This is a genomic window from Leifsonia sp. KNZ13-11D, assembly GCF_056754895.1.
This window is the reverse complement of the sequence record NZ_JBPGWU010000001.1, coordinates 2,046,059-2,071,913: the sequence shown is the minus strand read 5'-3', so window position 1 is coordinate 2,071,913 and position 25,855 is coordinate 2,046,059. Positions and strand designations below refer to the sequence as shown.

Here is a 25,855-nt window from a genome sequence, read left to right as displayed (position 1 = left end):
GCGCGCCGACCTGCGAACCGGCGCCCTGCCTCACGTCACATGACGGACGCGGTGAACAGATCGCGGTCCTCCGGGCCGAGGTTGAAGCGGTCCAGTGTGAGAGCGCCGTCCTCGTAGATGAACCGGTGCACGGAGCCGTTGGGGATCAGCTCGCCGGGTCCAGGGAGCGCGTGGTCGGTGACGTGCCGCACCAAGGACGAGATGACGCCGCCGTGGCTGACCACGATGACGTTCTCGTCGGGATGCCGCTCGCCGAGGTCGTGGAGCGCGGGCAGGGCGCGGGCAACGACCTCGTCGCGCGTCTCGCGTCCAGGGACCGGGGTGCCCTCGGGCCAGCGCGCCAGGATCTGCTCGCCGGTCAGTCCCTCGGCCTCGCCGTAGTTGCGCTCCGCGAGCGCCGAGAGAGCCTCCGGCCGGCCGAGGCCGACGTGCCCCGAGATGATCCGCGCCGTCTCCATCGCGCGCGAGAGCGGGCTGGCGTAGATCGCGTCGAAGCGGCCGCCCGCGAGCGCACGCCCCGTCGTCTCCGCCTGCTCGCGACCGGTCTCGTTGAGCGGGATGTCGCTCGAGCCCTGGATGCGCTTGGCGAGATTCCAGTCGGTCTGTCCGTGCCGCACGAGGGAGATGAAGGTCACACGCGTCCTTTCGCTGCGGGACGCGGTGCCCGCCGTGCCCGGCCGCCGACCTCGGTCGCCGGACCGGGACCCGGTTCAGGGGAGGCGCTTGGCCAGCTCGACCAGCGTCTCCGTCGTCCCGCCGTCCAGCTTAATGGTCGCGCGCCCGTCGCCCTTGGTCTGGCCGCGGTTGACGATGACGATCGGGAGGCGACGACGCCGTGCCTCCTCCAGAAGGCGGATGCCGGAGTTGACGACGAGCGACGACCCGGCGATGAGCAGGGCATCGGCCGAGCGGACGAGTGCGCTCGCCTCACGGTACTTCTCAGCCGGGACGAACTCGCCGAAGAAGACGACGTCGGGCTTGAGGTGCCCGCCGCAGACCGTGCAGTCCGGCACGACGAACGCGTCGATGTCGGTGACGATCGCATCGCCGTCCGGTGCGATCTCGACGGCTCCGTCGGTGTCGAGCCACGGGTTGGCGGCGTCGATGCGCGCGGTGATCGCCTCGCGTGCGAAGATCTGGCCGCAGACCAGGCACAGCACCCGGTCCATCGCGCCGTGCAGGTCGACGACGCGGCGCGACCCGGCCTGCTTGTGCAGCCCGTCCACGTTCTGCGTGATGACGCCGTTCGCGGCGCCCGACTCCTCGAGCCTCGCCAGCGCGCGGTGCCCCGCGTTCGGATGCGCCGCGGCGAACCGGCGGTAGCCGAGGTGGCTGCCGGCCCAGTACCGCTTGCGGTAGCGGTCGTCGGAGAGGAACTGCTGGAAGGTCATCGGCGTGCGCTTGGGCGCGCCCTCGCCGCGGTAATCCGGGATGCCCGAGTCCGTGGACACACCGGCGCCCGTGAGCACCGCGATCCGACGGCCGGCGAGCAGGTCGACGGCCTGGTCGATGCCGCGCGCGAGCTCCGGCGGGAGCGCGGTCGTCAGGGTGGTCACAGGCACCTCCAGGTTGTCCCCGAGTCTAAACACCCCAGTTTTCCGTTTTGTTTCGGGCGGCTGGATATCGGGACCCGCGACCGTCCTCGGTGCCCTCCGCGGACTGGCAGGCTGGAGTCATGCAGCTGCACCGCATCCACGACCTCGACGCCGACGGGCTCGCCGACTACTCGCGGCTCACCGACGTCGCCCTGCGCCGCGTCAGCGAGCCGGCCGGCGGCCTCTACATCGCCGAGTCGACGAAGGTGATCACGCGCGCTCTCGCCGCCGGCCACATCCCGCGCTCGGTGCTGCTGCAGGAGCAGTGGCTGCCCGACATCGAGCCGCTGCTCGCCGGCTTCCCGGACGTGCCCGTCTTCGTCGGCGACGCCGCGCTGCTCGAGCAGCTGACCGGGTACCACTTGCACCGCGGCGCCCTGGCGGCGATGCACCGGCCGGAGCTGCCGGACCCCGCCGAACTGCTGCGCGACGCGCGCCGCGTCGTGGTGCTGGAGGACATCGTCGACCACACGAACGTCGGGGCGATCTTCCGCGCGGTCGCGGGACTCGGCGCGGACGCCGTGCTCGTCACCCCCCGCTGCGCCGACCCGCTGTACCGCCGCAGCGTGCGGGTGAGCATGGGCACCGTGCTGCAGGTGCCGTGGACGCGGCTGCCGGAGTGGGATGCGGCCGTGCCGCTCCTGCACGGGGCCGGGTTCGACATCGCCGCGCTGGCGCTGGCCGACGACGCCGTGACGCTCGACGCGTACGCCGCCGAACCGCCGGAGCGCGTCGCGATGGTGTTCGGCGCCGAGGGCGACGGCCTGAGCAGGCGAGCGCTGGCGGCGGCGGACACGGTGGTCACCATCCCGATGATGCACGGGGTCGACTCGCTCAACGTCGCATCCGCCTCCGCCGTGGCGTTGTGGGCGCTGCGCGCGCGTTCTCAGGCGTCGCATCGGTAGCGACCGCTAAAATCCCACCGTGCCCCAGCAAGTCCTCGTCGATCCGCCGCGCCGTGTCTCACGGAAGGTGTACCGCCGTCGGCGCATCGTCGTCTTCGGGCTGCTGATCGCCATCCTCGTCGCCTTCGTGTACGTCGTCGGCTCGCTCGTCGCGCCGGTCCCGGCGACCGCCGCGGTGACCGCCCACGACACGACGATCGCCCAGCCCGCGGCGCAGCTCGCCTGGCCCGGATACGGGTCGTCCGCGATCGTGGCACCCGACTACCCCGGAGCGTCGGCGTCGCACGGCAGCGACGCGAGCGTACCGATCGCGAGCATCACCAAGACCATCACCGCCCTGCTCGTGCTGGAGAAGAAGCCGCTGAACGGGGACGACCAGGGTCCGGACATCGCGTTCACCCAGCGCGATGTCGACATCTGGAACCAGGTGATCGGCGCCGGCGGATCGTGGGCGCCGGTGGTCGCGGGCACCTCGATGACCGAGAAGCAGGCGCTCGAGGCGATGCTGCTGCCCTCCGCCAACAACTACGCCATCTCGCTCGCGAACTGGGCCTACGGCTCCACGGACGCGTTCGTGAAGGCGGCGAATGCCTGGCTGGCGCAGAAGGGCTTCACGGGCACCAAGATCGTGACACCCGACGGGCTCGACCCGGGCAATGTGAGCACCACGAAGGACCTGATCGGCATCGGAAAGCTGGTGCTGGCGTCGCCGGCCCTCGCCTCCATCGTCTCCCAGAAGAACGCGACGCTGCCGGGCGCCGGGTCGCAGGACAACACCAACACCCTGCTCGGTTTCGAGGGCATGGACGGCATCAAGACCGGCAACACCGACGAGGCGGGCAACTGCCTGCTGTTCTCGGCGCAGGTGCCGGTCGGATCCACGAAGGTGCGGGTGCTCGGCGTGGTGCTGGGAGCGCCCACCCACGACGACCTCTGGGCGGGCGTTCAGGCGCTCCTGACCAGCGTGAAGGCCGGATTCCACGAGGTGACGCCCGTGCGGAAGGGGGAGGCGTTCGGCACCTACACGACGGCCTGGGGCGCATCGTCGAAGCTGATCGCCACCGAGTCGAAGTCGTTCGTCGTGTGGTCGGACACGCCCATCCAGGTGGACCTGCAGACGCGTCCGCTCTCGTCCGGGTTCACCGGCGACATCCTGGGGCAGGGGACCTTCACGCTCAACGGCACCACGACGACCGTGCCCCTCGCGCTCGCGAAGGATGTGCCGGATCCCGGATTCGGCTGGCGCCTTGCGCACCCGGGCGGGCTCGGGACCTGAGTTCCGGGCTCAGGCCCGCGCTCGCTCAGTCGCGCGATCAGGCGCGCGCTCAGTCGCGCGTGAGCAGGAACGGTCCGGCGTCCGGGCGCTTCGGCGTCACATGGTCGCCGGACGACTGGTGCCGGATGCGGCGGAGCACCCACGGCACGAGATACTCCCGCGCCCACGAGAGGTCCTCGGAGCGCGCCTGTCGCCAGGTCCGCGCGGGGAGCGGCTCCGGCTGCAGCGGCTGCAAATCGTTCTCGACGTTGAGCGCCGCGAGCACCATCCGGGCGACGGTGTGGTGGCCGAGCGGCGCGAGGTGCAGGCGGTCGGGCGCCCACATCCGCTGGTCCTGGATCTCGGTCAGCGCCCACTGGTCGGCCACGATGCAGTCGTAGCGGGCGGCGATCGCGCGGACGTTCTCGTTGTAGATGGCCACCTTGCCGCGGATGCCGCGGAACACCGGCGAGAAGCCGACGTCGACGCCGGTGAAGACGACCACCGTGGCGCCGTCCGCGCTCAGCCGGGCGACCGCCTCGTCGAACAGGGCGGCGATGAGGTCGGGGTCGGTGCCGGGGCGGATCACGTCGTTGCCGCCCGCGGAGATCGTGATGAGATCGGGCCGGAGCGCGACCGCGGCATCCACCTGCTCGTGCAGGATCTGCTTGATCAGCTTGCCGCGCACGGCGAGGTTGGCGTAGGCGAAGTCGTCGGTCTTGCTGCTCAGCACCTCGGCGACCCGGTCGGCCCAGCCGCGGTGGCCGCCGGGGCTGCCCGGCTCCGGGTCGCCGATGCCTTCGGTGAACGAGTCGCCGAGGGCGACGTAGCGGGACCAGGGATGCTGTGCTTCGGCCATTGCTCCATTCTGCATCGGACGGCGGTGTCGGTGCTCTCGGGTAGATTTGATCCAAGTGGAGACGACAGAACAGCCCGAGCCGATCACGTCCGCCGCAGGTGGCGAGCGGCCCGGTGGCGAGCGGCCCGACGCTGAGCGGCCCGGTGGCGAGCGGCCCGACGCTGAGCGGCCCGGTGGCGAGCGGCCCGGTGTGCACGCCGGCAGCTTCGCCGCGGAGCACCTGTCGCCGTCCTTCCCGGAGCGTGCGGCTTGGGGCACGGCGGACAAGCTGCGCGCCTGGCAGGCCGAAGCGCTCGACGCCTACTTCGTCCACGAACCGCGCGACTTCCTCGCCGCGGCGACGCCCGGCGCCGGTAAGACGACCTTCGCGCTGCGCCTCGCCACCGAGCTGTTGTCGCGTCGTGTGGTCGAGCGCGTCACCGTGGTGGCGCCCACCGAGCACCTGAAGCGGCAATGGGCGGAGGCGGCCGCGCGCGTGGGGCTGCACCTCGACCCCGAGTTCAAGAACTCGGACGGACGGTACGCCCGCCACTATCGCGGCGTCGCCGTGACGTACGCGCAGGTCGCGATGCGACCCTCCCTGCACAAGGACATCACGGAGGCGCACAGGACGCTGGTCATCCTCGACGAGGTGCACCACGGCGGCGACGCGCTCAGCTGGGGCGACGGCATCCGGGATGCGTTCGAGCGGGCCACACGGCGGTTGTCGCTGACCGGTACGCCGTTCCGCTCCGACACCGCGCCGATCCCGTTCGTCACCTACCTGCCCGACCGCCAGGGCATCCGCACGTCCGTCACCGACTACAACTACGGCTACGGGCGCGCGCTCGAGGACGGCGTGGTCCGTCCCGTCATCTTCATGGTCTACGCCGGCCACATGCGCTGGCGCACCAAGACCGGCGACGAGATGGAGGCGCGGCTCGGGGAGGGCAACACGAAGGACATCACCTCGCAGGCGTGGCGCACGGCGCTCGACCCGCGCGGCGAATGGATCCCGGCGGTGCTGTCGGCCGCCGACCGCCGGCTGACCGAGGTGCGCAACTCCATCCCGGACGCGGGCGGGCTCGTGATCGCGACCGACCACTATGCCGCCCGCGCCTACGCGGACCTGCTGCAGCAGATCAGCGGCGAGCCGGTGACGGTCGTGCTCTCGGACGAGAAGGAGGCGAGCGACCGGATCGAGCAGTTCGCGAAGGGCGACTCGCGGTGGATGGTCGCCGTGCGGATGGTGTCGGAGGGCGTGGACGTGCCGCGGCTGGCGGTCGGGGTGTACGCGACCAGCGCATCCACCCCGCTGTTCTTCGCGCAGGCGATCGGCCGCTTCGTGCGCGCGCGCCGTCGCGGCGAGACGGCCTCGGTGTTCCTGCCCAACGTGCCGACCCTCATGGCGCTGGCCAACGCCATGGAGCTGGAGCGGGACCACGCGCTCGACAAGATCACCGACGAGAACTCCGAGGGCGACCTCTGGAACCCCGAGGACGCCATGGTCGCCGAGGCGAACCGCGAGGAGCGGGCGTCCGAGGCGCTGACCGAGGAGTTCGCCTTCGAGGCGCTGGGGTCGGAGGCGAACTTCGACCGCGTGCTCTACGACGGCAAGGAGTTCGGCAGCTTCGCAGTGCCCGGCACCGACGAGGAGCACGACTTCATCGGTCTCCCCGGGATCCTCGAACCGGAGCACGTGCACGAGCTGCTGCTCCAGCGGCAGCAGCGGCAGGCCCGGCGGCACTCGTCGCGTCCGCCCGCGGCGGAGGGGCATCCGCCGGCTCCGCTGCACCGGACGCTCAAGGAGCAGCGGCAACTGCTCAACAGCCTCGTCGGCCTGTACGCGAAGAACACCGGCGAGGCGCACGGGCTCATCCACGCCGAGCTGCGGCGCGTGTGCGGCGGCCCGGCGGTCGCGCAGGCGAGCGTGACCCAGCTGCAGGCGCGGATCGACTACCTGCGCAAGCGGCTCGGCTCGCACTAGGGCGGCGGGCTCTCATCAGGGCGGCGGGCTCGCCTTAGGGTCGCCGAACCTTCCTGGCGGTGGTGCTCGCGGGTTCCTAGGCTGGGCGCATGGCCGACAGCATGGGAAGCGCAGCATCCGCCCCGGAGCAGCACCCGGACGAACCGCACCGCGGGGGACTCGCGCAGCGGCTCAACTGGCTGCGCGCGGGCGTGCTCGGAGCGAACGACGGCATCGTCTCGGTGGCGGCGGTGGTGGTCGGCGTGGCGGGAGCGACCACGTCCGTCCCGGCGATCGTCACGGCCGGCCTCGCGGCGCTCGTCGGAGGTGCGATCTCGATGGCGCTGGGGGAGTACGTGTCGGTCAGCAGCCAGCGCGACAGCGAGCGCGCGCTGATCGCCAAAGAGCGGCGGGAGCTGGCGGAGATGCCCGAGGAGGAGCTCGACGAGCTGACCGGGCTGTACGAGCAGCGCGGGCTCTCGTCCGAGACCGCGCGGCAGGTGGCGATCGAGCTCACCGAGCACGACGCCCTCGCGGCGCACCTCTCGGCGGAGCTCGGCATCGACCAGGACGACGTGGTCAGCCCGTGGCACGCAGCGATCGCGTCCGCCGTCGCGTTCACCTGCGGTGCGATCCTGCCGATGCTGACCATCCTGCTCCCGCCGCAGCTGCGCATCCCGGTGACCTTCGTGGCGGTGCTCATCGCGCTGGCACTGACCGGCTACGTCGCGGCGTGGATCGGCGGCAGTTCGCGGGGACGTGCGATGATCCGCGTGGTCATCGGCGGCGCGCTCGCCCTGGCGGCGACGTTCGCGATCGGCTCGCTGCTGGGGACGACGGTCGCCGGGTAGCCCGGCCCGCTCCGGTGCGGCGGCGAGGAACGAGAGGGACGACACATGGTGGATGCGGAGAACACGGTGGACACGGCGGCGGTCGTGCCGCCGGCGTCGACGATGAAGGACAAAGCGGCCATCGTCCGTGACTGGCTGCCGCGCTACACGGGGACGCCGCTGGAGGAGTTCGGCGAGTACGTCCTGCTGACCAACTTCGGCGACTACGTCGAGCGGTTCGCCGAGTGGTACGGCGCGGAGGTCCGCGGCCGCGACCGGTCGATGCCCAACGCCACGGCCGACGGCATCACGATGATCGACTTCGGGATGGGCAGCCCGAACGCGGCCACGGTGATGGACCTGCTCTCGGCGGTGTGCCCGAAGGCGGCGCTGTTCCTCGGCAAGTGCGGGGGAGTGAAGAGCAAGAGCCGGGTCGGCGACCTGGTGCTGCCGATCGCGGCGATCCGCGGCGAAGGCACCTCGAACGACTACCTGCCGCCGGAGGTTCCGGCGCTCCCTGCGTTCCAGCTGCAGCGGGCCGTCTCGTCGAGCATCCGCGACGTCAAGCAGGACTACTGGACCGGCACGGTCTACACGACGAACCGGCGGGTGTGGGAGCACGACGACACATTCAAGGAGTACCTGCGGCGCACGCGCTGCATGGCGGTCGACATGGAGACCGCGACGGTGTTCGCCGCGGGGTTCGCCAACCGCATCCCGAGCGGCGCGCTGCTGCTGGTCTCCGACCAGCCGATGACGCCGGAGGGCGTGAAGACGGCGGAGAGCGACCTCGGGGTGACCCGCGACTACGTCGAGCGGCACATCCGCATCGGCGTGGAGGCGCTGCGGCTGGTGCGCCGCAACGGCCGCAGCGTGCGGCACCTCCGCTTCGAGGACGACTGACGCGGGCGGTCCGTTGCCGGCGCTGCCCGACATTCGTGCCGAATGTCGGTCTGCGGCATCGGGGAGTCGACATTCGTGCCGAATGTCTCCTGGCTGCACTACGTGGTCCGCGGGACATTCGTGCCGAATGGCGGGATAGAGAGCACGGAAGGCGACATTCGGCACGAATGTCGGCCGGAGTGCGACGTGGAGGGTCAGCGGAAGTCGCGGGAGACGGTGCGGATGCCGGTGTCGAGAGCCTCGAGGCGGTCGGCGACCACGTTGACCACGCCCTCCTCGCTGCGTTCCAGGATGCCGCGGACGATCATCGCGGGAGCCTGCCGGGCGACGCGGCGGTAGCGGTTCCACACGCCGACCGGGCACACGACGTTGATCATCCCGGTCTCGTCCTCGATGTTGAGGAACGTCACCCCCGCCGCGGTCGCGGGGCGCTGCCGGTGCGTGACCACGCCGCCGATCTCGATGCGGCGGCCGGACTCGCTCGACGCGAGCGTGTCCGCGGGGCGCACGCCGCGCGCAGCGAGCGCCGGGCGGAGGAACCGGATGGGGTGGTCGTCGGTCGAGATGCCCGTCGACCACAGGTCGCTGGCGAGCTGCTCGGCGGGGGAGAGCAGCGGCAGGAGCGGCGGCTGGACCGTGATCGCGGTGCCCGCCAGGAACTCGGGACGCTCCTGGGCGGCGTTGCCGGCCTCCCAGATCGCCTGCCGCCGGCTCAGGTCGAAGCCCTCGAAGGCTCCGGCCGCGGCGAGCGCCTCCAGCTGGCCGGTGTTGAGGCCGGTGCGGCGGGCGAGGTCGGCGAGGTCGCGGTACGGGCCGTCCGCCTCCCGCTCGGCGACGATCCGCTCGGCGACCTTCTCGCCGATGGAGGTGACGGCCGCGAGGCCGAGGCGGACCGCGTGACCGGCATCCCGCCGGTGGGCCGCGAAGTCGAGGGGCACGGCCGGGTCGAACCGCCCGATCGGGGGCTGGTCGGGCTCCCGGCACGGATCGGCGCCGGTCGGGCCGGGCTGCACCGCATCCAGCGGCTCGAGCAGCGGGAACACCCCGGAGCGCTGGATGTCGGGCCGGTGCACGATCACGCCGTGGCGCCGGGCGTCGGCGGTGAGGGTGCGCGGCGAGTAGAAGCCCATCGGCTGCGCGCGCAGCAGTCCGGCGAGGAAGGCGCCGGGGTAGTGCAGCTTCATCCACGAGCTCACGTAGACCAGCAGCGCGAAGCTGATCGCGTGGCTCTCGGCGAAGCCGAAGTTGGCGAACGCCTCGATCTTCTCGTAGATCGCGTCGGCGTCGTCCCCGATGATGCCGTTGTGCGCCATCCCCGCGTACAGCTTCGCCCTGAGCGCGTCGATCTTCTCGACCCCGCGCTTCGATCCCATCGCGCGGCGCAGCTGGTCGGCGTCCTCCGCCGTGCAGTCGCCGACCGCGACCGCCATCTGCATCAGCTGCTCCTGGAACAGGGGCACCCCCAGCGTCCGTTCCAGCACCGGCACCAGCGACGGGTGCAGGTAGGTGACAGGCTCCTTGCCGAGCTTGCGGCGGATGTACGGGTGCACCGCGCCGCCCTGGATGGGCCCCGGGCGGATCAGGGCGATCTCGATCACCAGGTCGTAGAAGCTGCGCGGCTGGAGGCGCGGCAGCGTGCCGATCTGGGCGCGGCTCTCCACCTGGAACACGCCGATGGAGTCGGCCCGGCAGAGCATGTCGTAGACGCCCGCCTCTTCTTTGGGGATGGTCTCGAGCGTCCACTTCTCGCCCAGCGACGCCTCGATGGTGCGCATCGAGTAGTCGAGCGCGGAGAGCATCCCGAGCCCCAGCAGGTCGAACTTGACCAGGCCCATCCACGCGCAGTCGTCCTTGTCCCACTGCAGCACCGTGCGGCCCTCCATGCGGGCGTGCTCGATGGGGCACACCTCGCCGACGGGACGGTCGGTGAGTACCATCCCGCCCGAGTGGATGCCGAGGTGCCGCGGGAACTTGAGCACCTGCTGCGCCATCCCCACCACGTCGTCCGGGATGTCGTGGTCGTCGCTGGTCTGGACGCTTCCCCAGGCGTCGATCTGCTTGCTCCAGGCGTCCTGCTGGCCGGTGGAGTAGCCGAGCGCCTTCGCCATGTCGCGGACGGCGTTCTTCGGGCGGTACGTGATGACGTTGGCGACCTGCGCCGCGTTGTGCCTGCCGTATTTGGCGTAGACGTACTGGATGACCTCCTCGCGCCGGTCGGAGTCGAAGTCGACGTCGATGTCGGGCTCCTCTTCCCGCATGCTGGAGAGGAACCGTTCGAACGGGAGGTCGTACTTGATCGAGTCGACGGCGGTGATCCCCAGGAGGTAGGCGACGGCCGAGTTCGCCGCCGACCCCCGGCCCTGGCAGAGGATGCCACGGCTGCGGGCGAAGCGCACGATGTCGTGGACGATGAGGAAGTAGCCGGGGAAGTCCTTCGCCTCGATCACGTCGAGCTCGCGCTCGATGCGCTCCCGCTTCGCCGGGTCGCGGTCGAGGTCGGGGTAGCGCTCCGCGGCCCCGCGCCAGGTGAGCTCGCGCAGCCAGCTCATCGGGGTGTGGCCGTCGGGCACGTCCTGCTTCGGCAGCCGCGGACGGGCGCTGCGGAGGCGGAACGCGAGGTCGTCGGCGATGTCGACCGTCCGCTCGACCGCGCCCGGGTAGCGGGCGAAGCGGCGGGCCATCTCCGCGCCGCCGCGCAGGTGCGCGGCCCCGGCGGCCGGAAGCCAGCCGTCGAGTTCGTCGAGGCTGCGGCGGGCACGCACTGCGGAGACGGCGGTCGCGAGCGGGTACTGCGCGGGGCTCGCGTAGTGGACGTTGTTGGTCGCGACCGTGGGAAGGCCCAGCCGCTCGGCGATGCGCGCCAGGATGTCGTTCTCGGTGGAGTCGCGGGGGCCGCCCTGGTCGATCAGCTCGACGAGCACGTTGTCGCGCCCGAACAGCTCGGTCAGGCGCGCGACCTCGCGCTCGGCGGCGCGTTCGCCCCCGTCGGCGAGGGCTAGGCGTACGTCGCCCTTCCGGCAGCCGGTCAGCACCATCCACTGGCCGCCGGACTGCTCGGCCAGCTCGTCGAGGCGGTACACCGGGCGGCCCTTCTCGTCACCGGCGAGCTGACCGGCGGTGATCGCGGCGGCGAGCCGGTGGTAGCCCTCCTGCTGCCGGGCGAGCACCACGAGATGGCTGCCCTCGGGGTCGGGCTCGCCGTTCTGCGGCTTGGAGAGCGAGAGCGAGAGCTCGGCGCCGAACACGGTCTTCACCCGGTCGTACGCCTCGGCGGCCTCGGCCAGGTGCACGACGCCGTAGAGCCCGTCGTGGTCGGTGAGCGCGAGCGCGTGCAGGTTCAGCCGCGTGGCCTCCTCCAGCAGCTCCTCCGGCGAGGAGGCTCCGTCGAGGAAGCTGAAGTTGCTGTGCGTGTGCAGCTCCGCATACCGGACGGCCTCCTCCTGCGGCTCCGGGATGGGCTGCGGGACGTACTTCTGCCGTTTGCGCGACGACGGCCGCTCGTCGGTCTGCTGACCGGTGCGCCGGCCGGAGAGCCGCCGCTCGAACTCGGCCCACGGGATGGGCGGGTTGTCGAACCCCATCAATCCGCCCCGTCCATCAGTCCCGCCCCGCCCATCAGTCGTACCGCGCTTCCGCGAACCAGCCGGAGCCGGCGAGGGAGAGCAGCCACGCCGTGCCGTCGGCGTCGACCAGCTGGAACCGATGCATCGCCCGCGCGAGCGACGCATCCCACCACCGTTCGCGCACCGGCCACGGGCCCGCCCAGGAGTCGACGGGGCGCGCATCCCTCGGCTTGCCGGTCGGCGAGAACAGGGCGATCGGCGCGGTCACGTCGCCGCGGTCCGTCACCTCGACCGGTGCGCCCTCCTCCGTCAGCACCGCGACGGGACGCGGCACCTCGAACACCGTCGACGGCGCCGGGGCCGGGAGCGACCCGGGCCACGGCCGGTCCGCGCGCGCGACCCCGACCGGACGGTCGCCCCACGGCACCAGTACCTGCCGCTCCGCGGGGGCGCGGCCGCCCGCGATCGTCGCGGTGACCACCGCCTCGTGCCCGAGCATGCTCTGCACCCGGGTGAGGCCGTGGTGGATGCGCTCGTCGGCGCCGCCGCCCCACAGGCCGTCCTCGTGGTGGCCGATGTCGTCGACCGCCTCCGGTGCGAGGGCGACACGGGAGATCGGCGACGCCAGGCCGGAGTCGATGGCGCCTGCGCCCTGCAGCTGCCAGCGCACCCGGTCGACCACATCCGGCGCCGAGAACAGCCGGGGGTGCAGCCAGGTGCGATCGCTGATCCGTCCGGACTCGTCGGTCACCTCCACCCGCAGCGTCGTGCACACCAGCCCCGCCTTGGTGAGGCCGGCGATGAACTGCTCCGCCGCTCCGCGCACCGCGAAGGTCACCTGGTCGACCCGGTCGAGGGGAGGCTCGAACTCGATCGCACGGTCGAGCTGCTTCGGCGGGGTGCGCGGCACCACGGCTGTGCCGTCGAGCCCGCTGGCCAGGGTGTGCGCCTGCTCGCCCCGCTCGCCGAACCGCTCACGCATGTCGACACGGGAGAGCGCGGCGATGTCGCCCAGCGTGTGCAGCCCGAGCCGGCGCAGCAGCGGCGTGAGGTCGGCGAGACCGAGCTGTGCGACCGGCTGGGGGGCGAGGAACGCGGGGGAGCCGCCCGCCGGGATGACCCGCACGCGATTGCGGGTGGCGCCGGTGGAGCGGGCCGCCTGCTCGGCGGCGAACGGCCCGTCGGCGATGCCGACCCGCGCATCCGGCAGCCCCAGTTCTTCGAGGCAGCGCAGCAGCTCGGCGGCCGCCTCCTCCTCTCCGCCGTAGTACCGGGCCGGACCGCGCGCCCGCAGCACGAACGTGCCGGGACGGACCGGCTGGACGCCCGGCGTGATCTCCTCCACCCGGGCGAGCACCGGGTCGAAGGCGCGCGCATCCTGCACCGGGTCGTACGGGATCACCTCCAGCTGGGGGCAGCGGGCCTGCGCCTCGCGCATCCGCAGCCCGCGCTTCACGCCGTCGGCGCGTGCCGCCTCCGAGCACGCGAAGACGACGCCCTTCTCGACCAGGGCCAGTGGCAGCTCTACCGGCAGATCGAGCGCCTGCCGAGCCGCGATCACCGGCCAGTCGGGGCACCACACCACGATGGCGCGGGTGACGGCCGGGTCGAACCCTCCGGTGGCGGCCATCAGCCCACCGCCTCCAGCCGGGTGGGGGCCGTGGCGCGGAAGCTCTCGTCGACCGCCGGCAGCCACAGGTCGGCGGTGCGGCGCGGGCCGGACCCGCCGCGCGGCGCGGATTCCACCGTCACCCGGCGGGACGAGAGGTAGCCGTACCCGGCGCCCAGTCCGTCCCAGCCGCTCCGAGCGACCCGCAGCGTCGCCTCCACCTGCGGCCAGTCGCCCGCGACGATGAGCGTCGCCTCGCGCTGCCGCAGCCGTGCGCTGAGCCGGGCAACGTCGCCGCCCGTTGCGCGGGACGGCGGGGCGACGACGACCACGCTGAGCACGTCGACGACGGCCGCGGTGACGGTCAGCCAGTCGTCGCCGGGATGCGGCACCAGCACCAGCCGTTCGAGGTCGATGCCGAACCGGCCCGCGGCCTCCGCACCGAAATCGGGCATTCCGACCACGCCGCACCAGGCGCCGGCCGCGCTCGGACCGGCGAGCATCGCCATCAGCAGCGTGGTCGACCCCTGCACCGAGTAGGCCGCCCCCGCCTTGAGCGCGCCGCCGGGGAGGAGAGGGGAGAGCGCGGGATGCGTCTGCAGCGTCCGGCTCTCGAGCTTGGTCGCCTGCATCTGCCGGATGCGGGTCTGCAGCTCGTGCACCTGCGCCCGGTCGACGACCGGTTCGCTGAGTGAGGAGGCTGCGAGTGACACCCTCCCATTTTCGAACACATGTTCGAATCTCGCAAATGAAATCTGGCGATATGGACCGGGTATCGACCTGATGCCCATCCCGAAGCCGACCCCGCGCAGAGCTGTGCCGTCACTGTACGCCAGGCGACCGACAGCGCCCACAATGGAGCGTGCGCACCAGCTATCCCGCGGCCGTCTACCTCTGCCTCTTCGACGACGATCGTCTGCTGCTGCAGCGTCGTGCGGGAACGGGGTACCGCGACGGCGAGCTGTCCCTCCCCGCCGGCCACATCGAGCCGGGGGAGTCGGCCACCGCCGCCGTGCTGCGCGAGACGCGCGAGGAGATCCGGGTGGAGCTCGACCCGGGCGACGTGCGGCTCGCGCTGGTCCAGCACGGGCGCGCCGACGGCGACGCCTACATCGACTTCTTCTTCGTCGCCGCCCTCCCGTCCGGCACGCAGCCCGCCATCGGCGAGCCCGACAAGGCCTCCGAGCTGGTGTGGGCGCGTGCGGACGCACTGCCCGGCGACCTGATCCCCGTCATCCGGAACGGCATCGAGGCGCTGCTGCGCGGCGAGACCTACACGGAGTACGGCTGGTAGCGCCGACCGCTACGGTTCGGTGACGAAATCGATGAGGTGCTCGACCCGGCCGAGGAGTTCGGGTTCCAGGTCGGAGAACGACCGAACCCGGCCGAGGATGCGCTTCCACGCGCGCGCGATGTCGGCCTGCGACTCGTGCGGCAGCCCGAGCGCCGCGCAGATGCCGTGCTTCCACGGCACCGAGCGGGGGATGGCCGGCCACGCGGCGAGGCCCACCCGCTCGGGCTTGACCGCCTGCCAGATGTCCACGAAGGGATGCCCGACGACCAGGACGTGGGCTCCGTAGGGCCCGCGTGCCACCTGCTCGGCGATCCGGCTCTCCTTGGAACCTGCGACCAGATGGTCCACCAGCACGCCGATCCGGCGGCGCCGGTCCGGGCGGAACTCCTTCACGATCGCGTCGAGGTCGTCCACGCCCTCGAGGTACTCGACGACGACGCCCTCGACGCGCAGGTCGTCGCCCCAGACACGCTCGACGAGCTCGGCGTCGTGCCTGCCCTCGACGAAGATGCGGCTGGCGCGAGCGACGCGCGCCTTCTGCTCGCCGACCGAGAACGACCCGGAGGCGGTGCGGGTGGGCTGTGCCGGCGCGCGCGACGGGACGACGAGCCGCACGGGCCGGCCGTCGATCAGGAACGAGCCGGTGAGCGGGAACACCCGCTTCTTGCCGAAGTAGTCCTCCAGCTCGACGGTCTGCGCTTCGAGACGGGTGATCGCCCCGCAGAATCCGCTCGCGGCATCCTCGATCACCAGGTCCCGGGCGGCTTCGACGGTCGGCACGGTCTTGCGGCCGGCGTTCTTCCAATCGCCGGCCAGCACATCGGTTCCGTAGCGGTCGTCCATCACCCGATGGAGGCTATTCGACAGGATGCCGCACGCACGGGAGGCACGCCCGCTTCAGTCGAACACGCGCACCAGCCGCCAGGACCGGTCGACGGCGTCGTGCCGCACGTCGAAGACGTGCGCGACCCCGTCTTCGCTCGTGCCCTGGAACCTCCACCCGCCGATCTCACGCGGCAGACTCCCGATGGTGTAACGATGCTCGCCGAACGGGCGCCACCAGGCGCACACCTCCGCCCACACGGTGGGCGTGTCCGACACGCGGTATCGGGTGGACCGCCACATCAGGCGCGTGGGGACTCCCTCGTCGGTCGTCCAGACGGCGACCGCCTCGTCGATCTCGGTCATGATGCTCACCTCGCCACTCGAACATACGTTCGAAGACGAGTGTAGCCGCCGACCGCTGACAGCGCATCCCGGAATCGGCGCCGCGCGAACCCCCGATCATCGTGCCGTGACCCGACGGCGCACGGCCAGCCAGATGCTCAGCAGGCATGCGACGGCCAGTGCTCCCGTGCCACCGAGGGCCAGGGCATCAGCGCCCACCCCGCCGGTGAACGGGATCGCCGGAACGGGCAGTTGCCTGTTCACGACGTCGGGGAGGGTGACGCTGCTATCGGACGTCGAGATGGTCACCGTGATCGGTGTCGGGTCGAGCTGGAAGCCCACCGGCGCCCGCGTCTCCACGAGTTGGTAGGTTCCCGGGCCCAGATCGGTCACCTGGAACGCCCCGCCCAACGGGTCGACATCCGCTCCGGGGCATGTCGTGCCGGACGACGTGGCACAGTCCGTCACGACCAGGGCCGGTGCCGTGGGCTTGCCGTTCTCGTCGAGTCGGGTAAGCGTCCATTCGGCGCCCTCCAGGATGTTCCTCGCGGGCGTGGCGTCGACCTTGTGCCAGGAGACTCCGGCGACGATGACGTCCGTGACCCACCGGCACGCCGGATCCGACGAGTCGGCGGGACAGTTGTTGCCCCGGGATTGCGACACGACGGAGTTCACCAGCCGATGATCGCCGTGGTCGGGGTTCGCGATCACGACCGAATAGCGGATGGTCGCGGAGGCGCCCGGGGCCAGCGCCCCCGTCCAGGTGAGGACGGGCGGTCGATAGCTCGCCGTCCCCGACGATGAGGACAGATCGTTGCCGAACACGGCATCCGCGAGGACGTCCGTCAGGTCGTCCGAGAATGTCGCGGACGCGTACGGTTGCGTGCCGGTGTTGCGGATCGTGATCTCGTACGGCACCCTGTCGCCCGGATGCACGGCCTGTGCGGGCGACGTCTTGGCTATCGACAGCGAGCACTGCCCGTCGTCGGCCGTCTCTGTGAAGGAGACGGGCGCGCTCGTGTTGCCGCTCGGCCCGTCCGTCCGCGTGCCGGTGGTGGTGACGGCCGTGGCCGTGTTCGTCAGCGCGAGCCCGGAGGGCGCATCGCACGAGACCGACGGCGCGATCGTCTGGAAGCACATCTGGGGAGAGTCGCCGGTCCAGCGGATGCCGATCTTGGCAGCACGGACGGCCGCGACATCGGAGACGCCGTCGATCGTCACGCTGGCCGTCAGCGATGTCACGCTCCGGGAAACGTCGGAAAGGGAGATCGACGTGCTCGGTGGAGTGATCGTCCGACCATTCCAGCCGGTCACCACGTTGCCTTCCTGGTCGCGGAGAGTGATCGTCATCGAGCGGTAGGCGGTCGCGGGGAGGCCCTGGATGCTCACTTCCGACCACCCTGCGAACGACGCCGCGCCGGTGCCGCAGTAGAAGGACCCCGGCGTCACGGTGATCGTCTGGCTGACCGAGGGGATGCACGCACTGCCGGAGTCCTTGTCGAAGAAGGTGATCTGCCCACCGTCGCCGGTCGCCACCAGGCAGGTCCCGCTGATGTCCGCGGCCGAGCGCGTGGTGTAGTTCCTGCTGTTGGCTGGAGGGGTGAATCCGGTGCAGGCCGGCACGGTTCCGGTCTGCAGATAGCGCGCGAAGTCACGACAGGTGACGGTGTTGCCCGCGGGGACGTACACCCGGGCTCCGATGACGAAGGCATCGCCCGAGCCGTTGCCACCGGCGTTGACGAGAGCCCCGGTTCCGGAATACGGGTTGTTCGTCACCGGCGCTCCCGTCAGGCTCCAACAGTTGGACGCGGTTCCCGATCCGTTCGTGAGCGTGCAGATTCCGGTGAGCGCGCCGGACGTGCTGAGGGTCGGCGCGAACACCGCGCCCGCTTTCGACACGGATGTCGAGGTGACGACCGGCCACGTGCCCGTGCAGGCGCTGCGCGTTCGCACGTTGAGGCAGAACGTCTGCCAGGAACTCGCCGTCGTCTGCTGCACGCTCGCGAACGCATAGTCGCCGAACACGGCGGATGTATAGACGTTGGGTGTCGTCACCCCCGTCATCAGCGGGAAGGCGCCGCACTGGGCACCCCCGGTCGCGATGCACAGCATCCAGGCCGTGTTGTCTCCGACGGCGGCCACCCAGCGGTAGCCGTCCGAAGCCGGCAGGCCCGTCCCGCCGATCATCGCGGCGAGCTGGGTGTTGCTGGTGGTCGCGCCGGTGACGGCGGTGTACCCGCAACTCCTGGGCGTGAGGGTGGACAGGTCGAGGCAGCCGACGCCGACACTCGTGTTGGTCGACGGACCGAGATACCAGTAGAGGCGCGAGCCGTCGATCCAGGCGCCGTTCTGCTGCGGGGTGGTGCCGGTGAACGGTATGCCCGTGCCGATGTCGGCTCCCACGAAGGGGGACCAGCTTTGAACGTTGCTGTTCGGCGGCCAGCCCGGACAGGTGGCTCCGCTCAATTGGGCGCAGTAGAGGAAGGGGCCCGGGTTGTGGTGCCAGAGCGCGTACACGAGACCATTGCGAACGACGGCGTTGTAGGCATCGCCTCCGGCGAGGGTGATCGAGGTGGGGGCCTGCGCAGCGAACGGCGGGAAGAGTTGCTGCGTCCCCGAGGGGAGAGCCGCCGCACTGAACCCCACGCCGTTGGCATTCGCGGGAGGAGCTCCCGCGGTCCAGGCCTTCCCTCCGTCGAGGGAGTACTGGGGCACAGGCGGGCTCGTCGGGTCTTCCGCTGGCGGCAGTGTGAGCGAGCCGGGCACATAGGTGCCGGCCCGGTCGATGGCGTCCTTGACGGAAACGGCAGCGGTCTCTCCCGAGTCGTTCTCGTATCCGACCACCCAGGAGAGGGTGTCTCCGGGTTTCGCCGTTCCGACCGACGGTCCCCCCGCTGTGTCCGCAGAGGTCGCGACGGAGCCGGTGCTGACGTTCTTCCCCGTCTTGACGATCGTGGAGAGGGTCGTCGTCGTGGCATCGGAGAAGAGCTGAGGCAGTATCAGCCCGCCGGCCGACGCTCCCACGGCCACGCATGCGACGACGAAGACGGTCGACCGCCAGCGGCCCCGACGTCGCACGAGGGTTCTGATCGGATGCGCCATGAGTGGTCCCCTCCCGCTGCCTGCGGATCGTTGATAGGGGACAGGCACGTCCCCATAAATGAGGACGAGGGTGCACACGGGTTCGTAACGCGGGAGCCGCTTCTATGCAGGCAAAAAGGTGGGGCCGTCAGCCGACGGTCGCACCGAACAGCAGCCCGAGCAGGTACGTGGCGGCAGCCGCCCCGTACCCGATGAGCAGCTGACGCACGGCGCGCTTGAGCGGTGACGCCCCGGAGAGCAGCCCGACGACGGCGCCCGTGCCGAGCAGCACGATGCCGACCAGCAGGGCGGAGACCACGATCGCGGCCGTGCCCGTGAGCCCGAACAGGAACGGCAGGATGGGGATGAGCGCCCCGGACGCGAAGAAGCAGAAGCTCGAGAGCGCGGCGTTCCAGCCGGTGCCGATCGCCTCGTGATCATCGGCGGCCGGCGGAGCGACGGGGATCGGGGAGGTGACCGCCTGGAGGCTGGACAGCACCTCGCGAGCGTGCGCCGCGGCCTCGTCGGGAGTCATACCGCGCGCCCGGTAGACCAGGGTGAGCTCGTTCGCATCCACGTCGAGGTGGGGGAGCGCCGAGCCGGTGGCCGGGTTCGGGGTGGATGCCTCCAGCAGCTCGCGCTGCGATCGCACGGAGACGTACTCGCCGGCGCCCATCGACAGGGCTCCTGCGAGCAGACCCGAGATTCCGGTCAGCAGCACGACGTGCGTCGGCACACCGCTGGCGCTGACTCCGAGGACCAGCGCGAGGTTGCTGACGAGACCGTCGTTGGCCCCGAAGACCGCCGCCCGGAACGTGCCCGACAGTCGTTGCCGGCCCCGGGCGGCCAGAGCGCGCACGACCTCCTCGTGAACCTGCTCGTCGGCCGCCATCTGCGGCGTCGCGTCGCTGTCGGAGGCGTAGGGGGAACGGGCCTCGGCACGCTGGGCCAGGGCCAGAACGAAGACCGAGCCGAAGCGGCGCGCCAGCCAGCCGAGCATCCGTGTCCGCACGTCGCCGCGCAGCGGCCGGCCGGCCTGGTCGCCGAGCAGCTCGACCCAGTGCTGTTCGTGCCGGCGTTCCGCCTCCGCCAGGGAGAGCAGGATGTCGCGCTCCTCGCCGTCGCGCCGGCTGGCGAGATCGCGGTACACCGCGGCCTCCGCGCGTTCGTCGGCGAGGTAGCGTCGCCACCTCTTGATGTCGGCGGGGCTCGGGGTGCGCGCTGCGGTCGTCATCCCCTCCAGTTTAGAGGGAGTCGGCGGCGGGCCTTCCGGGGACGGCCTCGATTCCCAGCGCCGCTACAGACCTCGTGAAGCGCTCTCCCCAGTCGGCAGCGGCGAGCAGCGCCTCCTCCGGCCCGACGATGCGGAACGGCGCGTCGACAGCGGCCAGGCCGAACAGCGCCCAGTCGGCACTGTCGGCCGTGATGCGGACGGCGCTCGTCCCGTCGCCGTTGTCGGTGACGCTCGACCAGCGGCCGAGCACCTCGACGACGCGATCGTGCGGCGCCTCGACGACCGCCTCCACGACCAGGGGCTCCACGACGCTGTGCAGCGATTCGCGGACGTACTCCGCCGCGTCCTCGGCGGGGAGCGCCCGCGGACGGAAGCGCGTGCCCGTCGGACGGGGCTCCGCGATCCGGTCGAGCCGGAAGCTGCGCCAGTCGAAGCGCGTCAGGTCGTAGGCGACGAGGTACCAGCGCCGCTCGATGGAGACCAGACGGTGCGGCTCCACGGCGCGCGTGGACGCCTGCCCGTCGCGGGCGACGTACGCGAACTCGATCCTCTCCTCGTCGCGGCACGCCTGGGCGAGCGCGGTGAGGATGGCGGCGTCGGCGGTGGGCGCGGGGCCGAGCGCGGTCGACAGGGTCGTCATGCGCAGCGCATCCACTCGGCGGCGGAGCTTGGGCGGCATGACCTGCACGACTTTGGCGAGTGCGCGGACGGATGCCTCGTCGACGCCGGCGATACCGCTCTGGGCAGCGGTGCGCAGACCCACCGCCAGCGCCACCGCCTCGTCGTCGTCGACCACCAGGGGCGGCAGCGAGGCGCCGGCGGCCAGCTGATAGCCGCCCGCGACACCGCGCGTCGCGTCGACGGGATAGCCGAGGTCGCGCAGCCTCTCCACGTCGCGCCGGAGCGTGCGCGGGGAGATCCCGAGCTTGTCGGCGAGCTCCTGGCCGGGCCAATAGCGGTGGGTCTGGAGCAGGGAGAGGAGCTGGAGGGCTCGGGTGCCGGTGCTTGCCATGCCTCGATTCTCCACGAGAAGCGGTCGGAAGCTGGCCGCTATGGCCGCAATAGCGGTTCAGTCCGCCGATTCGGCAACGGCTGCCGGATGCAGTGCGGGCGCCCCCGGGCGCGACAGGGTCACCACCGCCTCCGTCACCCAGGGCGAGTCCTCGAGTGCCGCCTCCACCTGCTGAAGATCGGCGGCGACATCCGACTCCCGGTCGTTGCCGACCAGGTCGACCGCTGCGACGAGGTAGAGCTGCTCGGGCCCGACGTACTCCAGGTGCAGGTAGGTGACCTTCTCGACCTCCGGATGCTCCAGCAGCATCCCGAGGGCGATCTGCCAGGCCCGGTCGGACCCCGGCTGACCGAGGAGGAACCGCCGGTTGCGCTCGATCAGCACCACGGCGACGACGGCCAGCAGGGCGCCGATCAGGATGGAGCCGAGCGCATCCCAGAAGGCGTTGCCGGTGAGCTCGTGCAGCAGGAGCCCGAGGAAGGCGATGACGAGCCCGACGAGGGCCGCCGAGTCCTCGGCGAACACCGCGCGCAGGGTCGGGTTGGAAGTGCGCAGCACGTGCTCGAACGTTCCGGTGCCGCTGGACGACGCCTTCGCGTGGGCCTGCCGGTACGACTGGATGAACGAGATGCCTTCGAACACGAACGCCGCGGCGAGCACCAGGTAGCCGACGAGGTAGTCGGTGTCCTCCTCGTGCGACGACAGCGCCTGCACGCCGTGCATGATGGAGACCACCGCGCCCGCCGTGAAGAGTCCGACGGCCGCGAACAGGCTCCATACGTACGAGTCGCGGCCGTAGCCGCCCGGGTGGGCGGCGTCGCGCGGCTTGGCGGCCGAGCGCTCGGCCTGGATGAGGAAGATCTCGTTGCCGGCGTCCGCCCACGAGTGCGCCGCCTCGGCCACGAGCGAGGCGGAGCCGGTGAGCGCGGCGGCGATGGTCTTCGCGATCGCGACCAGGATGTTCGCCGCGAAGGCGAGCAGCACCGTGAACAGGCTGGAGGAGGACCGTTTCCTGCGGGACACAGCGACACCATAGTCCCGGAGAGGGAGCAGCGCCCCGGGAGGGGCGCCGGGAAAAGCAGAAGGCCCCGGTCTCGCGACCGGGGCCTGTTCTGTGTCCGAGGGGGGACTTGAACCCCCACGCCCTATACGGGCACTAGCACCTCAAGCTAGCGCGTCTGCCATTTCCGCCACCCGGACAGGTGGACGGCCTCCGGACTCGTCCGGCTGCCGAAGAAAGACGATAGCACGGTTTTCCTCAGCGGCAGCACTTGTCCACACACCCCGGGCGTGGCGGGGCGGGGGCCGTGATCGCCCGGTAGCGTTGGGGGATGACCGACGAACTCCGCACCTCCGGGTCCGGCCTCGACGAGACCGCGATCATCGCCCGTGACCTCATCCGCTTCGACACCACCAACTTCGGCGAGGGGCGCTCGAACGGCGAGGCCGACGCCGCGGAGTACGTCGAGGCGAAGCTCGCCGGCATGGGGCTCTCGCCGCAGGTCTTCGAGTCCGATCCGGGTCGCGCGAGTGTGATCGCCCGCGTCGCGGGTGCGGACCCGTCGAAGCCCGCTCTGGTCGTGCACGGCCATCTCGACGTCGTGCCGGCCGACCCGCGCAACTGGACGGTCGACCCCTTCGGCGGCGAGATCCGCGACGGCCTGCTCTGGGGGCGGGGTGCGGTCGACATGAAGAACATGGATGCGATGATCCTGACCGCGGTGGGCGACATCCTCGCGGCCGGCGAGCGACCGGCACGCGACCTGGTCGTCGCCTTCTTCGCCGACGAGGAGGACGGCGGCCGCCGCGGCTCCCACTACCTGGTCGACACGCATCCCGAGCTGTTCGAGGGTGCGACCGAGGCGATCAGCGAGGTCGGCGGGTATTCGATCGACCTGGCCGGCCGGCGCGCCTACCTGCTGCAGACCGGCGAGAAGTCCCTGGTCTGGATCAAGCTGATCGCGCGGGGACGGGCGGCGCACGGCTCCCGCCTGATCCGCGACAACGCGATCACGAAGCTCGCCGAGGCGGTCGTCGCCCTCGGGCGCGAGGACTGGCCGGTCCAGCTCACCGCGACGACCACCCGTCTGATCGACGAACTGGGGCGGCTGCTGGAGGCCGACCCGGAGCGTGTCGGCCCCGACGAGGTCGTTCTGCGCACGGGTACAGCGGCTGGCTTCATCCTGGCCACGCTGCGCACGACGACGAACCCGACGCTGCTCGAGGCCGGATACAAGCACAACGTGATCCCCGACACGGCGGAGGCGCTGATCGACATCCGCACGCTGCCGGGCGAGGAGGATGCGGTGCTCGCCCGGGTGCGCGAGCTGATCGGCGACGACGTGGAGATCGAGGTCATGCACCGCGACATCGGCCTGGAGGCCGAGTTCGGCGGCGGGCTGGTGGACGCGATCACGGGTACGCTGCAGCGTCACGACCCCGGAGCACCCGTGCTGCCATACCTCCTCTCCGGCGGAACGGACAACAAGGCGCTCAGCACGCTGGGCATCACCGGCTACGGCTTCGCGCCGCTGCGTCTGCCCGCCGAGCTCGACTTCCCCGGCATGTTCCACGGTGTCGACGAGCGCGTGCCGCTCGACGCGCTAGTGTTCGGGAGAACCGTGCTCCGCGACCTGCTGCGGTCCTACTGAGCAGCGCTCCCCGCCAGAACGCCCCTCCGGACAGGACACCGAATCTTGGAATTCATCAACGCGCTCATCCTCGGCTTCGTTCAGGGCCTCACCGAGTTCCTGCCGATCTCGTCGTCGGCGCACATCCGCATCGTGGGAGAACTCCTCGGCACGGGGGCCGACCCGGGCGCCCGGTTCACCGCCATCATCCAGCTCGGCACGGAGGCGGCCGTGCTGCTGTACTTCTGGAAGGACATCACGCGCATCATCGCGCAGTGGTTCCGCGCCCTGTTCGGACGCATCCCGCGCAACGACCCGGACGCGCGGATGGGGTGGCTCGTCATCATCGGCAGCGTCCCGATCGTCGTCCTCGGGCTGCTGTTCCAGAACCAGATCGAGACGGTGTTCCGCTCGCTGTGGCTGGTCGCCACGACGTTGATCGTCTTCGGCATCCTGCTCGGCATCGCCGACTGGGTGGGGGCGAAGACCAAGCGGCTGCGCGAGCTGACCTGGGTCGACGGCATCATCTTCGGTCTGGCTCAATCACTCGCCCTGATCCCCGGCGTCTCCCGGTCCGGCGGCACGATCACGGCGGGGCTGTTCATGGGATACCAGCGGCGCGCCGCCGCGCGGTACTCGTTCCTGCTGGCACTGCCCGCGGTCTTCGGAAGCGGGTTCTACCAGCTGTACAAGGCGGTCAAGGAGCCCTGCACCCAGGCCCTCGCGAGCGCCGGCACGTGCACCCCCGAGGTGTTCGGGCCGCTCGAGACGGCGGCGGCGACCGTCGTCGCGTTCGTGGTCGGACTCCTGGTGATCGCGTTCTTCATGGGCTACATCTCGCGCCGCAGCTTCCTGCCCTTCGTCATCTACCGCATCGTGCTGGGCGTGCTGCTGATGGTCCTGCTCGCCACGGGCGTCCTGCAGGCCTAAGGGCTCAGGGGCCTAAGGACCTAGGGGCCCAGGGGCCGACAGTCCCAGGGCGACGGGGCGTTAACCGCGCCGCGGGTCGTCCGGTCCGCGCCCGGCGGTGCCGCCGTCGCGGCCGCCGTCACGACCATCCCCGCGGCGGCGCAGGTAGCGCTCGAACTCCTGCGCGATCGCCTCGCCGCTCGCCTCGGGCGAGTCCACGGTGTCGCGCGCCTGCTCGAGCTGCTGGATGTAGGAGGCCATCTCCTCGTCGTCCGCGGCGAGCGCGTCGATCCCGGACTCCCAGGCGGCGGCCTCGTCCACGAGGGTGCCGCGGGGGATGGTCACGTCGACCAGCTCTTCGAGCTTGTCGATCAGGGCGAGCACCGCCTTCGGGCTCGGCGCGTTGTGGACGTAGTGGGGCACGGACGCCCAGATCATGATGGTCGGGATGCCCACGTCCTCGGCGCCTTCGGCCAGCGCGCTCAGGATGCCGACCGGGCCCTCGTAGCTGGAGCGCTCGACGCCGAGCTCGGCCCGCACGGCCGCGTTCTCGCTGGACGCGAAGACGGAGATCGGGCGCGTGTGCGGCACGTCGGCGAGCATCGCGCCGAGGAAGACGACCGCTCCGATGTCGGCGGCGAGCGCCACATCCATGATCTCGGCCGTGAAGCTGCGCCAGCTGCGGGAGGGCTCGGTGCCGAGCAGCAGGAAGATGTTGCCCGCGTTGTCGCCGGTGACAGTCAGCTCGGCGTCGCCGGCCAGGTCTTCGCCGATGTGCCCGGGGAGGGACGGGCCGTACACGACCGCGGACGGCCAGATGAGGCGCCTGCGCCCGTCGTCGTCGGTCACCACGGGCCGGTTGAACTGGAAGTCGAAGTAGAGCTCGGGGTCGACCTCGGCGATCGGCACCACGTCGAGCTGCTCCTTGAGCGTCTTCACCGCGCCGCTGGCCGCCTCGCCGGCGTCGTTCCAGCCTTCGAACGCCACCACCAGGATGCGGCCTCCGAGGATGTTCTGTCCGTCAGTCACGAAGTCGTCCCTCGTCCTTCCCGGCGCCCGGTCGG

Annotated in this window: 21 protein-coding genes and 1 tRNA gene; 8 read left to right on the top strand and 14 right to left on the bottom strand. The window is 71.2% G+C overall.

Annotation, left to right across the window (positions count from 1 at the left end; translation table 11 throughout):
* Positions 1 to 35: 35 nt before the first annotated feature.
* The gene (locus tag ACR9Y5_RS10380; RefSeq protein ID WP_481297886.1) at positions 36 to 635 is read right to left on the bottom strand and encodes a histidine phosphatase family protein; all 600 of its coding nucleotides are present in this window, start codon (positions 633 to 635) and stop codon (positions 36 to 38) included.
* Between the two features lie 75 nt (positions 636 to 710).
* Entirely contained in the window at positions 711 to 1,556 is an 846-nt protein-coding gene (locus tag ACR9Y5_RS10375) for a Sir2 family NAD-dependent protein deacetylase (RefSeq protein WP_481297885.1), read from the bottom strand.
* A gap of 119 nt (positions 1,557 to 1,675) precedes the next feature.
* On the opposite strand from ACR9Y5_RS10375, the gene ACR9Y5_RS10370 reads away from it, so the two are divergent.
* The gene (locus ACR9Y5_RS10370; protein WP_481297884.1) at positions 1,676 to 2,500 is read left to right on the top strand and encodes a TrmH family RNA methyltransferase; all 825 of its coding nucleotides are present in this window, start codon (positions 1,676 to 1,678) and stop codon (positions 2,498 to 2,500) included.
* A 19-nt stretch (positions 2,501 to 2,519) separates the two neighbouring features.
* Positions 2,520 to 3,776, top strand: coding sequence for a D-alanyl-D-alanine carboxypeptidase family protein (locus tag ACR9Y5_RS10365; RefSeq protein ID WP_481297883.1), 1,257 nt, complete (start codon positions 2,520 to 2,522; stop codon positions 3,774 to 3,776).
* Between the two features lie 49 nt (positions 3,777 to 3,825).
* On the opposite strand, the gene ACR9Y5_RS10360 is transcribed toward ACR9Y5_RS10365, so the two are convergent.
* Positions 3,826 to 4,614: an SGNH/GDSL hydrolase family protein gene (locus tag ACR9Y5_RS10360; RefSeq protein ID WP_481297882.1), complete on the bottom strand. Its 789-nt coding sequence runs from the start codon at positions 4,612 to 4,614 to the stop codon at positions 3,826 to 3,828.
* Positions 4,615 to 4,804: 190 nt separating this feature from the next.
* Here ACR9Y5_RS10360 and ACR9Y5_RS10355 point away from each other — a divergent pair, with 190 nt between their 5' ends.
* The 3 genes from ACR9Y5_RS10355 to ACR9Y5_RS10345 all read left to right on the top strand — a co-directional run bounded on the left by ACR9Y5_RS10355 (position 4,805) and on the right by ACR9Y5_RS10345 (position 8,292).
* Positions 4,805 to 6,580 carry a DEAD/DEAH box helicase gene (locus tag ACR9Y5_RS10355; protein WP_481299553.1) on the top strand — a complete coding sequence of 592 codons (1,776 nt, stop codon included), beginning with the start codon at positions 4,805 to 4,807 and terminating at the stop codon, positions 6,578 to 6,580.
* Positions 6,581 to 6,669: 89 nt separating this feature from the next.
* Positions 6,670 to 7,410 (top strand): VIT1/CCC1 transporter family protein, encoded by a 741-nt coding sequence (locus ACR9Y5_RS10350; protein WP_481297881.1) that lies wholly within the window; start codon positions 6,670 to 6,672, stop codon positions 7,408 to 7,410.
* A 45-nt stretch (positions 7,411 to 7,455) separates the two neighbouring features.
* Positions 7,456 to 8,292, top strand: coding sequence for an AMP nucleosidase (locus ACR9Y5_RS10345; protein WP_481297880.1), 837 nt, complete (start codon positions 7,456 to 7,458; stop codon positions 8,290 to 8,292).
* Positions 8,293 to 8,486: 194 nt separating this feature from the next.
* Here the strand turns inward: ACR9Y5_RS10345 and ACR9Y5_RS10340 are convergent, their stop codons facing one another.
* The 3 genes from ACR9Y5_RS10340 to ACR9Y5_RS10330 are packed head-to-tail and all read right to left on the bottom strand — an operon-like array spanning position 8,487 to position 14,177.
* A complete protein-coding gene (locus ACR9Y5_RS10340; RefSeq protein WP_481297879.1) occupies positions 8,487 to 11,873 on the bottom strand; it encodes an error-prone DNA polymerase in 3,387 nt (1,128 codons plus the stop codon).
* A gap of 34 nt (positions 11,874 to 11,907) precedes the next feature.
* A complete protein-coding gene (locus ACR9Y5_RS10335; protein ID WP_481297878.1) occupies positions 11,908 to 13,485 on the bottom strand; it encodes a DNA polymerase Y family protein in 1,578 nt (525 codons plus the stop codon).
* A complete protein-coding gene (locus ACR9Y5_RS10330; RefSeq protein ID WP_481297877.1) occupies positions 13,485 to 14,177 on the bottom strand; it encodes a hypothetical protein in 693 nt (230 codons plus the stop codon). Before ACR9Y5_RS10330 ends, ACR9Y5_RS10335 begins: the two co-directional genes overlap by 1 nt.
* A 149-nt stretch (positions 14,178 to 14,326) precedes the next feature.
* Between ACR9Y5_RS10330 and ACR9Y5_RS10325 the strand changes: the two genes are divergently transcribed.
* On the top strand, positions 14,327 to 14,758 hold the full coding sequence (locus ACR9Y5_RS10325; protein ID WP_481297876.1) for an NUDIX hydrolase: 432 nt from the start codon (positions 14,327 to 14,329) through the stop codon (positions 14,756 to 14,758).
* A 9-nt stretch (positions 14,759 to 14,767) separates the two neighbouring features.
* On the opposite strand, the gene ACR9Y5_RS10320 is transcribed toward ACR9Y5_RS10325, so the two are convergent.
* The 7 genes from ACR9Y5_RS10320 to ACR9Y5_RS10290 form a co-directional block, all read right to left on the bottom strand.
* Positions 14,768 to 15,601: a DUF3097 domain-containing protein gene (locus ACR9Y5_RS10320; RefSeq protein WP_481299552.1), complete on the bottom strand. Its 834-nt coding sequence runs from the start codon at positions 15,599 to 15,601 to the stop codon at positions 14,768 to 14,770.
* A gap of 54 nt (positions 15,602 to 15,655) precedes the next feature.
* On the bottom strand, positions 15,656 to 15,946 hold the full coding sequence (locus ACR9Y5_RS10315) for a DUF6504 family protein (protein ID WP_481297875.1): 291 nt from the start codon (positions 15,944 to 15,946) through the stop codon (positions 15,656 to 15,658).
* Between the two features lie 96 nt (positions 15,947 to 16,042).
* Entirely contained in the window at positions 16,043 to 19,027 is a 2,985-nt protein-coding gene (locus tag ACR9Y5_RS10310; RefSeq protein ID WP_481297874.1) for a DUF7927 domain-containing protein, read from the bottom strand.
* A 127-nt stretch (positions 19,028 to 19,154) separates the two neighbouring features.
* Positions 19,155 to 20,240 (bottom strand): VIT1/CCC1 transporter family protein, encoded by a 1,086-nt coding sequence (locus ACR9Y5_RS10305; protein ID WP_481297873.1) that lies wholly within the window; start codon positions 20,238 to 20,240, stop codon positions 19,155 to 19,157.
* 10 nt (positions 20,241 to 20,250) lie between these two features.
* On the bottom strand, positions 20,251 to 21,252 hold the full coding sequence (locus ACR9Y5_RS10300) for a helix-turn-helix transcriptional regulator (protein WP_481297872.1): 1,002 nt from the start codon (positions 21,250 to 21,252) through the stop codon (positions 20,251 to 20,253).
* Positions 21,253 to 21,309: 57 nt separating this feature from the next.
* Positions 21,310 to 22,275, bottom strand: coding sequence for a cation diffusion facilitator family transporter (locus tag ACR9Y5_RS10295; protein WP_481297871.1), 966 nt, complete (start codon positions 22,273 to 22,275; stop codon positions 21,310 to 21,312).
* A 92-nt stretch (positions 22,276 to 22,367) separates the two neighbouring features.
* A tRNA-Leu gene (locus ACR9Y5_RS10290) sits at positions 22,368 to 22,452 on the bottom strand.
* A 131-nt stretch (positions 22,453 to 22,583) separates the two neighbouring features.
* Here ACR9Y5_RS10290 and ACR9Y5_RS10285 point away from each other — a divergent pair.
* Together ACR9Y5_RS10285 and ACR9Y5_RS10280 are read left to right on the top strand one after the other, a co-directional pair.
* Positions 22,584 to 23,903 (top strand): M20/M25/M40 family metallo-hydrolase, encoded by a 1,320-nt coding sequence (locus ACR9Y5_RS10285; RefSeq protein ID WP_481297870.1) that lies wholly within the window; start codon positions 22,584 to 22,586, stop codon positions 23,901 to 23,903.
* Between the two features lie 45 nt (positions 23,904 to 23,948).
* Positions 23,949 to 24,812 (top strand): undecaprenyl-diphosphate phosphatase, encoded by an 864-nt coding sequence (locus ACR9Y5_RS10280; protein WP_481297869.1) that lies wholly within the window; start codon positions 23,949 to 23,951, stop codon positions 24,810 to 24,812.
* 60 nt (positions 24,813 to 24,872) lie between these two features.
* Here ACR9Y5_RS10280 and ACR9Y5_RS10275 read toward each other — a convergent pair whose 3' ends face one another.
* Positions 24,873 to 25,820 (bottom strand): proteasome assembly chaperone family protein, encoded by a 948-nt coding sequence (locus ACR9Y5_RS10275; RefSeq protein WP_310129402.1) that lies wholly within the window; start codon positions 25,818 to 25,820, stop codon positions 24,873 to 24,875.
* Positions 25,821 to 25,855 lie beyond the last annotated feature (35 nt).